The following is a 13,356-nucleotide window of genomic DNA, read 5'->3' as shown; positions in this document are numbered from 1 at the left end:
AGAGGAAAGGCTTTTCTACAAACTTCACTTTGTCGATAGGTGCGGTTCACTCCGCCGCACGATCAGAAACCACAGCAGATCGCACAGCAAAAAGGCCAGCAGGCTAACGCCCATTACCGGCAGGCAGAACCCCAGTAGCAACGTGAGGCTGACAATCAGCAACAGCGGCCCTTTGGGCGTTTTGCGCAACAACATAAAGGGTGAGTGCAACGGTTTACGCACCGCCCGCGTGGGCCGGCCGCGCCACCACATCAAATACCCCATCAGCACCATCGCCGCCAGCCCAGCGGCGAAAGCCACCAACGCCAGCTCATTTGCCAGACCGAACAAGATACCCATATGCAGATCGATGCCCCAGCGCGTCAACTTTGCCGCGAGCGGGTATTGTTCGAATCTGACCCGATCAACGATTGCCATAGTCGCGGGATCGATTGCCACGGCGTCAACCTGCGTCGGCCAGCTGCGATCAATCTCCATCACCGCCCAGGCTTGGCCTGCAGAAGCCGGTTGCTTGATTTCAACCCTGGCGGCATCAATGCCTGCCCCACGCGCGACTGCCAGCGCTCTGTCATACATGGCATGGTCCTGAGGCGGTTCAGCCATTGGCATGTGCATCATGTGGCCACGGTGTTCGGCATGCTCATCAGCAGGTTGCGTACTCGGCCCGCCAAGCGCCATAGACAGCGAGGGTGTCGACCAGCCCAGTTGCTGGCGCAGCACGCCGATATTCTCACCGGCCCATTGTGACCAGGTCAGCCCGGTGGCGGAAAAGAACAACAGGCCGATGAGCAGCAACACGCCGCTTTTCTCATGCAGCCAACGTAAACCTTTGCGCCTATGACTCGTTTTCTTGTTCCTGCGCTTGCGCGCTCCCCAGAGGATCAAACCGCCCAGCGCCGCAATCCACAGCCAGGAAGCGGCCAGTTCGCTATAATTGCGGCCAAAATCCCCCAGCAACAAGCTGCGATGAAATTGATCCAACCAGGTGCGCAGCGGTAATACGCCACTGGTGCCATAAACCGTCATCGCGCCATGCGTTTGCGCCGTAACCGGATCAACAAACACCGCCAGCCGTTCCGAAGCCTTTAATCCCGCAACGTTAAACAGCACGCGAGTATTCTCGCCTTCGCCAGGTGACGGCCTTACCGCCGAAAGCGAAGCCTGCCGCGGTGCCACCGCCTGAGCGGCGGTTATCTGCCGTGCTAACGGCAGTGTCGGCCCGGTGCTATCGTTAAACAGCTGCTGAGCATACAGGCGGGATTCAATTTGCGGCGTCAGTGCGTAAAATATTCCGCTTAATGCGGCAATAAGTAAAAATGGCCCGACAAAAAGACCAATATAGAAATGAATCCGCATCATTAATGGAATAAACCAACTGCGGGTGGTTACCTGCTGATTAATATTCTGCGCAGCAGTAGGCAACGCAGAGGCGCGTTCAGACATAAGAGGCTATCCGTGCTTAAATGGAGTGATTCGAAATCTACCCGAATTATTTTCATTTAACAAACAGATTTCTTCGCTGTTTAGCTTAATTCTCATTAATGTTACAATGCAGGCACAATTACTATCATCAGTCTTCATTTACCCTCTGGCTCTGGAATACCTTACCGGTGAAATTGTCCACTCAACATATGCGCACGCTGGCCTGGCTGGGCTTATTCGCTATGTTGATGGTTTTCATCGCACCGCCCATCTCCTCGCACCTCTCAAAAAATAATATCAATAACAAAGAGATGACTATGGAGATGCCGACGGGCGAGGAGCATGCCGAGCATATGGCGATGATGAGCCATATGCCTGAAGAAAGCCCGCCAGCAGGCCACGACATGGCCGATATGGCCTCCGGCGCCTGTTTTGATCTCTGCGGCTATTGCAGTCTGTTACACCACAACCCGCCGCTGATGGCCCTGATACCTGCGGCGCCGCCCCTGTCTGTTCAGTGCGCGCCCCGTATTATTTCAACTATTTACCTCGTTATTACTCCGGCCACTTTCCCATATTATCGAACACGAGCCCCGCCGTTATTTACTCGTTCAACACAATCATTTTAATTTACATGTCTTATTTATTAAGGCAGGATTTATTACGCCTAAAACAAACCCGCCTAAAAAATAATTAATGTTTACTCTCCAGACTGAAACACCCCTTATTTCCAGGCGTCATAGGGAGCTGCGGTCGATCATCAATAACCGCATCAGAAGCCAAAATCACTCAGGGCCGGGACATCATCCGGCCGGCGGCCAAGCGGCCAATGGAATCGGCGATCTTGTTCAGGGATCGGCATATCATTGATACAGGCATGTCGGTTTATCATCTGCCCATCCGGATTAAACTCCCAGTTCTCGTTGCCAAAGCTGCGGTACCAGTTGCCGGAATCATCGCGCCATTCATAGGCAAACCGCACTGCGATACGCGCGCCGTCGAACGCCCACAGTTCCTTAATCAACCGATACTCCAGCTCTTTAGCCCACTTGCGCCGCAAGAACTCGCAGACCGCCTCCCGGCCATCAACGAACTCTGCCCGATTGCGCCAATGGGTATCTACAGAATAAACCTGCGACACGCGTTCAGGATCGCGGCTGTTCCAGGCATCCTCCGCCAAACGGACTTTCTCGATGGCTGATTCACGGGTAAATGGCGGTAACGGGGGTTTAATGCTCATTGCTCACCTCTGTGCTTAATGTTATGTAGACAGGTCTGTCTACTCAATTAAGCTAGCGCATGTAGACAGAGTTGTCTACAATCAATCCGGCAAATATTTTATGAGGTGATCTGATGTCTGTTACAGCTAACGCTCTGCCTGCACGCCAGCGCATCCTGCTGAAGGCGCACGATCTGTTTTACCGTGAAGGAGTGCGCGCGACCGGCATTGATCGCATCATCAACGAGTCTGGCGTGACAAAGGTGACGTTTTATCGGCACTTCCCCAGCAAGAACGATCTGATTGCAGCCTTTCTGGCCTACCGCCATGAGCAATGGCTAGCCTGGTTTAGCCGGTCTCTGACGCAGCATGTCGCAACCCGAGGGGATGTGCTGTCGGCTTTAGTGCCCTGCCTTGCGGAATGGTTCAACGACTCGCACTACCGCGGTTGCGCTTTTATCAATACGGCGGTGGAGCTGGCGGATATGCTGCCGGAAAGCCTGGACATTGCACGACGGCACAAGGGGCAAATGGCTGAAGAAATTGCACGTCATTTACCCGCCGGCCCGGAGCGTGAACAGCGCGCGGCAATGCTGGGGATGCTGATCGACGGGGCAATCGTCAAAGTGCAAATCGAGCAGCAGGCAGAAAACACGCTGCTGCTGCTGAGTGGAATGCTTGAAGCGTTGGCACTGGCCTGGCGCCATCAGTAATTGGCCCAGATCCCCGGCGTCACCAACTCCAGCAGGTGGCCGTCGGGATCGCGGAAATAAAGACTCTCCCCGCCATGTTCCCAGGTCATCCGCCCTTCTATCTCTATGTCGTGCGCCATCAGGTGCAGTTCCCAATGCGGCAACTGTTCTTTCGCCACTGCCAGCCCGATATGCAATGGCCCGTTGCCGTCGTGCGGGGGAATATATCCATTCGGATAATGTGCCCCTTTAAGCGAATCACCCTCGATAAACAGCAGCAATGCGCTTTTTTCGCCCACGTTGTAAGCGCGAAAGCGCTCGTTGGCCACCATAGCAGGCAGCTGTAACACCTGTTGGTAAAAGGCATCGGCGCGTTCGATATCGCGCACGTACAAGACAGTTTCAATAACCCGATCTATGCTGAGCTTCATAATAACCCCCTGATTTATTTACACAGCTAGAGCTTAGGCAAACCAGGCCGCGTCGAAATAGCAATCCGTGCCAGACAAATAGCCCTTTGTGCCTAATCGCAGGCAAAAAAAACGCGGCCCGAAGGCCGCGCTCACATTCACACTCTGTTGCTTAGAACTGGTAAACCAGGCCCAAGGCAACCACGTTGTCGGTGTTGATGCCGGCGGCGTTGGTGAAGTTGTTGTCATCCAGCAGGTTGATTTTGTAATCAACGTAGGTGGACATATTTTTGTTGAAGTAGTAGGTCGCCCCCACGTCAACATACTTCATAAGATCCTGATCGCCGTAACCGCGACCAATGTCCTTGCCTCTTGACTGCAGGTAAGCCACGGACGGACGCAGGCCGAAGTCAAACTGGTACTGCGCAACAACTTCAACGTTCTGCGCTTTGTCGGCATAGCCGTAAACGGAGCTGTCGCTGCTGCCGAAGCGAGTGGCGTTATAAGACTGGGTATACATCGCCGCCAGGTAAACGTTGTTGGCGTCATATTTCAGACCGCCGCTGTAGGCTTCGGCTTTATCGCCACGGCCGAGAATGTTGCTGTAGTTGCCGTTCACGCCATTTTGATCGTTCGTGCGATCGGAAGAGAAGTATGCGGCCGCCGCGCTGATGCCATAGCCCAGATCGTAAGACGCGGACATGCCATAACCGTCACCGTTCTGCGCCAGCACGTCACGACCATTGTTGGATTCGGTCGCGCTGTCATTTTTACCCTGGTATTGCAGGGCAAAGTTCAGGCCATCGACCAAACCGAAGAAGCCGGTATTACGGTAAGTCAGTACACCGTTGGTACGCTGGAACATGAAGTTGTCTGCACCGTAAGTGTCGCCACCGAACTCCGGCAGAACGTCGGTCCAGGCGCCGATGTCATACAGCACGCCATAATTACGGCCGTAATCCAGCGAGCCGTAGTCGCCAAATTTCAGACCGGCGAAACCGACACGGGTAAAGTTATTGTTATCTTGACTTTCCGCATGGTTAAGGTTCGCCTGATATTCCCACTCGCCATAACCGGTCAGTTGATCGCTGATTTGGGTTTCGCCACGCAGGCCGAACCGCATATAAGACTGGTCGCCATCGGAATTTTTGTCGTCGGAGAAATAGTGAAGACCATCGATTTTACCGAACAAATCCAGCTTATTGCCGTCTTTGTTGTAGATTTCCGCCGCGCCTGCTGTGCCTGCAACCAGCAACGCGGGTACTATCAGGGAGAGTACTCGAAGTTTCATCGTTATTATCCTCATTAATTATGTCGAGCTATGGCCACTGCTCTTCTGAGCATTATTAGCGCGACTGTGCATTACCATTCTGGTAACAGGGATTATATTAATCCAGAAAGAAAATGATACCAAGTATCCGATAGTGTTTCATTGTAATTAATAAATGATTCAAAGTGTAAATGTGCGCGAACTTCCACAAAACATTACAGACAAAACAAATACAGCACGCAATGATAAAAAATATATTAATACGTTAAAAATCATACCATTATACAAAAATACAAGAAAAAACAGATAGCCATACAAAACTCATCAACAATAAGCACATTGTGCCAAAAGCATCTCATCACTCTGGCGTTATAATAGCCCCGCTATCATCATTATTTTCATTATTACCTTCATTATCTTTAAGATAATTTTCGTACATTTCGACCGGCTTCTGGCCGGTTTTTTATTTCCTCACATTTTCACCACAATTTTCCCGCAATCGCATATTTCATCAAGAAATAATAACCAGACGATATCATTCCCTTAATTAACTGCAGCACAAATCGCTAACATTCCTATTTTGACTATTGATTAATCGCCTTACTTAAAAGCTTAAATAGCGCGCTATTCAGGACTGAATGCGCTCAGAAGGTATTCGGATAGCCTGTCAAAATGCCCCGCGGCGGAAGCGCCGAGCCGGCCTCTCCCCCAACAGCAGCGCGAATCCTTTCGACCCGGATCGCGTATTGTGATAAAAACAGTCCATTACTTTCAGCCAGCACGTTTTACAACAGATCCTGATGCCTACATGACCTCTACCCTGTGCAATGAGCAGCAAAAACCCGGCGTCCCGGCGCAGATCGCCACGCGTCTGGCCTTTTTTATCGCCGGTTTCGGCATGGCCGCCTGGGCGCCGCTGGTACCTTTTGCCAAAGCGCGGATCGGTATTGATGATGGGTCGCTGGGTTTGTTGTTGCTGTGCATCGGCGCCGGTTCCATGCTGGCCATGCCGCTGACCGGCTATCTGACCGGAAGGTTGGGTTGCCGACCGGTGATCCTGCTCGCCGGCCTGGCATTGTGCCTTGATCTTCCCTTGCTGGCGCTGATGGATAGCACCGCCGGCATGGCGCTGGCCCTGTTGCTGTTCGGCGCAGCGATCGGCATGATCGACGTTGCGATGAATGTACAGGCCGTGGTGGTAGAGCGCGCCAGCGGCAAGGCCATGATGTCCGGCTTCCATGGTTTCTTCAGCGTCGGCGGCATAGCCGGTGCCGGTAGCGTCAGCGTAATGCTGTGGTTGGGGTTGTCGCCCTTGTCGGCAACGCTGATTAGCGTACTGACCATTGCAGCCCTGCTGGCGCTCGCCAGCCGCAATTTACTGCGTGAGAGCGGCGGTGAAGAAGGTGGCCCCATGTTCGTGCTGCCGCGCGGCTGGGTGATGTTTATCGGCATCTTGTGCTTTATCATGTTCCTGGCGGAAGGCTCAATGCTCGACTGGAGCGCTTTGTTCCTCACCACTCTGCGCGGCGTCGCGAGCGGCCAGGCCGGATTAGGCTATGCGCTGTTCTCCATCACCATGACCATCGGCAGGTTGAATGGCGATCGGATGGTGAATTCTCTGGGCAGATATAAAGTACTGCTGCTCGGCAGTCTATGTGCAGCTATTGGGCTGAGTCTGGCCATTGTCTTCAACAACGCGATGGTTTCGCTGGTTGGCTTTATGCTGGTCGGGCTGGGAGCCTCCAACGTGGTGCCAATCCTGTTCAGCGCGGCGGGCAACCAGCGGGATATGCCGGCAAACCTGGCCATCGCCTCAGTGACGACCCTGGGCTATGCCGGCATTCTCGCCGGGCCGGCGTTGATCGGCTTCATCGCCCAGTTCTCCAGCCTGACGGTGGCTTTTGCCTGCGTCGCCGTATTACTCCTGGCGGTGACCGCCAGCGCCAGAGCCGTAACCCGTTGATTCAGGAATGTGCAGTTAACTATGCAAAACAAACAACTGACGATTAGCTCGAGCAATGTCACCCGCTTCTTCCTGTTATTTACCGTTCTGCTGACGATTGCCATCGGCCTGTATGGCTACAACTATACCAACGCCTGGCTGACGGAAAAAAAATATGCATTGAACGGCATCGCCGACGGTCTGCAAAAGCGCATAGACAACTATCGCTATATCACCTACCAGATCTACGATAAGTTCGGCAATACCTCTTCTTTAAGCAGCGATCCCAGTCTGCAGGAAACCCGCCTGCGCCCGGACGTTTATTATGTAGAGAAACCGCACAAAAAAACCGACGCGGTTATTTTTGGTAGCCATGACGACAACACGCTGGCGATGATCGCCAGGATTTCAGATTATCTGGATACCCGTTGGGGCGCCAAGTCTGAAAACTACGCCATGTATTATCTTAACGGCCAGGATAACAGCCTGAGCCTGATCACCACTCAACCGTTGAAAGAGCTGGCTTCACGTTTTAGAGAAAGCTACCTGACCACATCGGCCGAGGATCGCCGGGCAGAAATGCTGCAACAGGCCAACATGCTGGACGAACGTGAAAGTTTCTCCAGCTTGCGTAAACAGCGCTTCCAGAACGCCTATTCATTTTCAATTCGCACCACCTTTAACCAACCGGGGCATCTGGCTACGGTCATCGCTTTCGATCTGCCGATTAATGACATCATTCCGATCAATATGGCGCGCGCCAACTTTATGCTGCTGCCTGATGAAGCCGATTTGGATGACAGCACTCTGCCGGTGGAAACGACCACCAGCGCCAGCGTATCGCTGAGCGCCAGTTGGGTAGAGTTCAGCGCTCCGCTGCCGAATGCGCCGCTGAAAGTGGTTTACCGCGTCTCGGCCCTCAACCTGGCGATTGACCTGCTGCGCAACAATGTCTGGCTGATCGCCATTAATCTGCTGCTGTTGGCGCTGTCGATGATCGGCATTTATTCTATTCGCCGCCAGTACATCCGGCCGAGCGAAAGCATGGCGGTCGAACTGGAAGCCGAACGCGCGCTGAGTCAGGAAATCATTGCCAGCCTGCCTTCCGGCCTGCTGGTGTACAGCTTCGCCAGCAATTCGGTAATCGCCAGCAACAAGATTGCGCAACATCTGCTGCCCCACCTCAGCCTGCAAAAAATCGCCCATATGGCCGAACAGCACCACGGCGTCATTCAGGCAACGGTCAACAATGAGGTGTACGAAATTCGCATCTTCCGCAGCCAGTTGTCACCGGAAACCTACCTGTTCCTGCTCAACGATCAGGACAAAGAAGTGATGGTGAATAAAAGGTTGCAGCAGGCGCGGCGCGAATACGATAAAAACGTGCAGGCACGAAAACTGATGCTGCATAACCTGGGTATCGAACTGAACCAACCGGTGCGCCAGATGCACGATTTGGCCGATCGGCTGCGCACCCAGCCGGATGAGGAACAGCAACAGACGCTGCTGAACCAATTGGTCGCGGAATCGGCATCGGTACTGGGATTGATTGAAAACATTACCTTGCTTACCCGCCTGGAAACTCAAGACTGGCAGCCTTCTCGCCAGCCTTTCAGCCCTGCCGCTCTGATAGATGAGTTGCTGCTGGAGGCCCTGCCGGCCATCAATCAAAAAGGTCTGTCGTTGTTCAACCACGTCAAACTTGACGTCGAACAGCAATATATCGGCGACGCCAATGCGTTGCGCAAGGTGCTCTCGCTGTTGGTGCACTACGCCATCATCACTACCGCCTACGGCAAGATCTCGCTGGTGATCGATCATGAGCCGGAACACCAGGATCGCCTGGTATTTCATATCAATGACACCGGCTCGGGCATTTCCAACGAAGAAATCAGCAACCTGAACTATCCCTTCCTCAGCCAAACGCTGGTGGATCGCTTTAATCATGGATCGGGTCTCACTTTCTTCCTGTGCAACCAACTGTGCAAAAAACTCAACGGACAGTTGGACATTCGCAGCAAGGTGGACATTGGCACCCGCTATACCATCCGCGTGCCGATGGAAATGGAGAAAAAGGACACCGAAGCGCAGGAGAAACTGCTCGACGGCGTGACCGCGCTGCTGGACGTCACTTCTGAAGAGGTGCGCGGCATCGTCACCACGCTGCTGCATGCTTACGGCGCGAGCTGTATCATTGCCGACGATCGCCAGGTCAATCGCGACTACGACGTGCTGTTGACCGATACGCCGCAAAGGGCCGACGACTACACGCTGCTGTTGACCACTGATGAAACGGGTTGGCAACAGCTTGAAAAGCGCTATATTCGGGTAAACTATAACCTGAGTGGCGCAATGATCGACGCGGTGCTGATGCTGATCGAACAGCAAATGGCCGCGCTGGACCAGGAGGAAATCGCGCTGTCGCTGACTGCCGATGATATCCAACTCTATGAAAAACAATTGAAATCAAGTGATTACTATGGCCTATTCGTTGATACAGTACCCGATGATGTCAAAAAACTGTATACTGAGGCGGGCAGCAGTGATTTCAACGCTCTGTCACAGACAGCACACCGCCTGAAAGGCGTGTTTGCCATGTTAAATCTGCTTCCCGGCAAGCAACTGTGTGAATCGTTAGAACAGCACATCGCAGACGGTGATGCGCTCAAGATCGAGAATAACATCAGTCAGATTGATTTTTTCGTCAGTAGACTGCTGCAGCAAGGTAGCCAACAACATGAATAACCTGAACGTAATTATTGCTGATGACCATCCTATCGTACTGTTTGGCATCCGGAAGTCACTTGAGCAAATTGAATGGGTGAATGTCGTTGGGGAGTTTGAAGACTCAACAGCACTGATCAACAATCTGTCCAAACTGGATGCTAACGTCCTGATCACAGACCTTTCGATGCCGGGTGATAAATATGGCGACGGCATCACGCTGATCAAATACATCAAACGCCATTATCCGCAATTGTCGATCATCGTTTTGACCATGAACAACAATCCGGCAATCTTAAGCGCCGTATTGGATCTGGATATCGAAGGCATCGTGCTGAAACAGGGCGCGCCAACCGACCTGCCGAAAGCGCTGGCCGCGTTGCAAAAAGGCAAGAAATTCACGCCGGAAAGCGTCTCCAAATTGCTGGAGAGAATCAGCGCCAGCGGCTACGGTGATAAGCGTCTGTCGCCGAAAGAGAGCGAAGTCTTGCGCCTGTTCGCCGAAGGTTTCCTGGTGACCGAGATCGCCAAGAAGCTCAATCGCAGCATCAAAACCATCAGCAGCCAGAAGAAATCGGCGATGATGAAGCTGGGCGTCGAGAACGATATCGCGCTGCTCAACTACCTCTCCTCCGTCAGCATGGCGCCGCTGGATAAAGAGTAAAACCTTCAGGGTTACCGAAGGGCGCGGCATTTTATGCTGCGCCCTTTTGCTTTCTAGGCGTCCTTCGACTCGGCGCGCATGCGGCGCACCTGCTGGCTGTAGTACGCCAGCGTCTGTGCCAGGGTTTCCAGCGTGACCGGTTTCGACAGACAGTTATCCATGCCCGCCTCCATACAACGCTGTTTCTCCTCTGCCAGGGCATTCGCCGTCACGCCAATCACCGGCAAGGTGAAGCGCTGCTGACGCAGGGTCTGGGTCAGGCGATAACCATCCATGTTTGGCATGTTGACGTCGGTCAGCACGATATCGACGGTATTGCGGCTCAGCACGTCAAGCGCATCTATCCCATCGTTGGCGGTAACCACCTGATAACCCAGCGAGCTGAGCTGGTCGGAAAGCAATCTGCGGTTAATCGGATGGTCATCCACCACCAACAGATGAATATCGCCGTTGTCCACCGTACTGGCCTTGGTTTGCAACGGCAATTGCATCAGCGTGCTGCCGCTTTCGGTACTGGTGCCAAACAGCCGGTTGAGCAACGCGAGAGTTTCACGCGGCGTTGAGGTGCTGTGCATCCAGTAACCCGGCCGGGTTTCCTGCGAGGGGCCAATGTGCTCGATAGAAAATTGGATTTGCGCCAGCAGCGGCGAATTGACCATCAACGGATAGTCGCTGAGCATAACCTCCCCGGCCACGGTGTCTTGCCCCTGATGACGCAGCACCGTAGCGCCATAGCCGCCAAGGATCTCCATCAGATAGCATTCCAGCCGCTGGTTGCGAATGCTCAGCCACAGCGTTTTGCCTTGCCAGATATCGCTGGCCTGCGGGATCGGGAACTGAGCGTTAAACAGCGGAATACGAATGGTAAACTGGCTGCCCAACCCCGGTTCCGATTCAACGGCGATATCGCCGTCCATCATATTGATCAGTTTTTCACAAATCGCCAGCCCCAGCCCGGTCCCCTGGACGTGGCGCTGCACGCCGCTGCCCACCTGGAAGAAGGGATCAAACAAACGGGTGATCTCTTTTTCCGGAATGCCGACGCCGGTATCGCGGACGCTGAACTCCAGATAGCTGCCGCGTGTGCTGACTTGCAGAATAATGCAGCCGGTATCGGTAAACTTAATCGCGTTGTTCAGCAGGTTGGACAAAACCTGCTGCAACCGCACGGGATCGCCGGAAATGCGCTCCGGCACGTTTTGTTCGATAAAACAGTACAGCCCCAGCCGTTTCTTCACCACCAGCGGCAGATAGTTGCCTGCAATATGCGTGATCACCTCCAGGCAGGAAAACTCACGCGGCTCAATCTTCAACTGCTCGGATTCAATTTTGGAGAAATCCAGAATGTCACTGATGATCTTCAACAGCAGCCCGGACGAGTTGTTCATCGCATTCACCAGGCGGTCAACCCCCTGCGGCAGCGCCTTGGTTTGCAACAAATCGAGGTTGCCTATGATGCCGTACAACGGGGTACGCAATTCGTGGCTGACGGTCGCCAGGAACATCGACTTGGATTGACTGGCCTGTTCCGCCGCCGCCGCCATCTCCTGCAGCGACTCCTCCATTTTTACGCGGGCGCTGACGTCCACCAGCACGCAGATCGCCACATCCTCGTTGCGGTAGCGAGAGTGAACGAAACTGATTTGCAGATTGTTGTTATTGCTGGTCAGCACATCGACAAAATTCACCTGCTGTTCGCAGATAATGCGCGTAATGCGGTCGCGGTCTTCGTGGGTCAGCAAATTGATGTAGTTGTGCGCCAGCTCATTGCTCAGAATATTGGTGCCGTCGCTGATGCGCAGAATAAGGATCCCCACCGGGGCCGAGGCGACGATCTTGCGGTTGAACTGTTCATGTTCTTCCAGCCTGAAGGCGTTATCCTCCGCCGGCAGAAACATTTTGCGCTCAAACAGCCAGGCCAGCGTGAACAGCACAATGGCTGACAGCAGGTTCAGCAGCAGCGCATTGAGGATCAGCACCTTGAAGCGCTCGACCACGCTTTTTACCGGCAGGGCATAAACAATGCTGAGCGACGAAGGCGGAAGCACCTTCTTCATAATCAGATGGCGGTAATTATCATCATAACCAAAATAGGCGTGCGCATCCGGGTAGCTGCCGAGCGTCGCGGCAGAGCGTTCCCCTTCCGCCAGGCGCAGTATAGGTTCGTTATTCTCATCCAGCAGGGTCACGCCAATCGGCAGGTTACCCGCCGAGACGAAATCTTCCAGCCTTATGGTCTGCTCGATACCCAGCAGTGCCTCCAGCTTGTTGCCAATATAGATTGGCGTCAGCACATACAGATAACCGATATCCGGTCGCTGCTGGCTTGGGCTGATCCAGTACAGGTTATTGTCTTTATCCTGGTTTTTGGCGTTGCGGTATTTAAGGATGCGCTCGTGCAGCGATTTCAACACGTTCTCGCGGTTAGGCACGGCATTGCCGCCACCGAACTCAGCCATGCACAGGCTGTCGCCGCCGATGAAAAACACCCGGTTGAGATCGTAGGCCGCGACGAAATTCTCTTTCCAATACTGGATCAGCCCGCTCAGCGAATTGAGGGAACTGCGGTAAGTGGTGTTAAGCGAACAGTTGGATTCCGGATACAGCGGAAGAAACTCCGGCGTACTGTTCTTACCGGGGAATATCCCACTGAGCATATCCAGGCTGCTGACCGAGCCGTTAAGGCGATTTTCCGCCATATATTTGATATCCCGAATAATATCGGCAGAATGACGGATATAACTCTGCGCCTGCTCGAAATCCAGGCTGTATTCTTGCCGGATGTCAGTCTCTTTATCGTTCAGGATATTCAGGATATAGAAGGTCGTGAGCAGCGCGCCCAGCGACCACAGCGTAATCGCCAGCACCCGGAACAGATAGCGGGATATTTTTAACGTGGTGCGAAAAGAGGCTAGATATTTCAATCGGATACCATGAAAAATTGAGTGGCGGCCAGCGTATTCGCATCAGAACCGGGCTCGCTGACTTTGGCACGGCAATTAAACCATAGAAC

General features: G+C 53.4%; 10 protein-coding genes. 5 read left to right on the top strand and 5 right to left on the bottom strand.

Annotated features, from left to right (window positions below; genetic code table 11):
* Positions 1-24: 24 nt before the first annotated feature.
* Positions 25-1,443 carry a PepSY-associated TM helix domain-containing protein gene (locus JK621_RS24075; protein ID WP_212557952.1) on the bottom strand — a complete coding sequence of 473 codons (1,419 nt, stop codon included), beginning with the start codon at positions 1,441-1,443 and terminating at the stop codon, positions 25-27.
* A 167-nt stretch (positions 1,444-1,610) separates the two neighbouring features.
* Here JK621_RS24075 and JK621_RS24070 point away from each other — a divergent pair, with 167 nt between their 5' ends.
* Positions 1,611-2,051: a DUF2946 domain-containing protein gene (locus JK621_RS24070; protein WP_249337117.1), complete on the top strand. Its 441-nt coding sequence runs from the start codon at positions 1,611-1,613 to the stop codon at positions 2,049-2,051.
* Positions 2,052-2,194: 143 nt separating this feature from the next.
* Here JK621_RS24070 and JK621_RS24065 read toward each other — a convergent pair whose 3' ends face one another.
* Positions 2,195-2,662 carry a DUF1348 family protein gene (locus JK621_RS24065; RefSeq protein WP_212557950.1) on the bottom strand — a complete coding sequence of 156 codons (468 nt, stop codon included), beginning with the start codon at positions 2,660-2,662 and terminating at the stop codon, positions 2,195-2,197.
* A 113-nt stretch (positions 2,663-2,775) separates the two neighbouring features.
* On the opposite strand from JK621_RS24065, the gene JK621_RS24060 reads away from it, so the two are divergent.
* On the top strand, positions 2,776-3,354 hold the full coding sequence (locus JK621_RS24060) for a TetR/AcrR family transcriptional regulator (RefSeq protein ID WP_212557949.1): 579 nt from the start codon (positions 2,776-2,778) through the stop codon (positions 3,352-3,354).
* Here the strand turns inward: JK621_RS24060 and JK621_RS24055 are convergent.
* Complete coding sequence (locus JK621_RS24055) at positions 3,348-3,764, bottom strand: VOC family protein (RefSeq protein WP_212557948.1); 417 nt, start codon at positions 3,762-3,764, stop codon at positions 3,348-3,350. The genes JK621_RS24060 and JK621_RS24055 overlap by 7 nt on opposite strands.
* 151 nt (positions 3,765-3,915) lie before the next feature.
* Positions 3,916-5,034, bottom strand: coding sequence for a porin OmpC (gene ompC, locus JK621_RS24050; RefSeq protein WP_212557947.1), 1,119 nt, complete (start codon positions 5,032-5,034; stop codon positions 3,916-3,918).
* 787 nt (positions 5,035-5,821) lie between these two features.
* Between ompC and JK621_RS24045 the strand changes: the two genes are divergently transcribed.
* From JK621_RS24045 to rcsB, 3 genes are read left to right on the top strand one after another with little or no spacing between them, the layout of a single operon-like run.
* Positions 5,822-6,976, top strand: a complete 1,155-nt coding sequence (locus JK621_RS24045) for an MFS transporter (protein ID WP_212557946.1) — start codon at positions 5,822-5,824, stop codon at positions 6,974-6,976.
* Positions 6,977-6,997: 21 nt separating this feature from the next.
* Positions 6,998-9,700 (top strand): phosphotransferase RcsD, encoded by a 2,703-nt coding sequence (gene rcsD, locus JK621_RS24040; RefSeq protein ID WP_212557945.1) that lies wholly within the window; start codon positions 6,998-7,000, stop codon positions 9,698-9,700.
* A complete protein-coding gene (gene rcsB, locus JK621_RS24035) occupies positions 9,693-10,343 on the top strand; it encodes a response regulator transcription factor RcsB (RefSeq protein WP_004947156.1) in 651 nt (216 codons plus the stop codon). Before rcsD ends, rcsB begins: the two co-directional genes overlap by 8 nt.
* A 53-nt stretch (positions 10,344-10,396) precedes the next feature.
* Here rcsB and rcsC read toward each other — a convergent pair whose 3' ends face one another.
* On the bottom strand, positions 10,397-13,267 hold the full coding sequence (rcsC, locus tag JK621_RS24030; RefSeq protein ID WP_212557944.1) for a two-component system sensor histidine kinase RcsC: 2,871 nt from the start codon (positions 13,265-13,267) through the stop codon (positions 10,397-10,399).
* Positions 13,268-13,356 lie beyond the last annotated feature (89 nt).

Origin of the sequence: Serratia plymuthica, from assembly GCF_018336935.1 — a bacterium.
GTDB lineage: Bacteria > Pseudomonadota > Gammaproteobacteria > Enterobacterales > Enterobacteriaceae > Serratia > Serratia plymuthica_B.
This window is presented reverse-complemented; position numbering and strand designations above follow the sequence as displayed.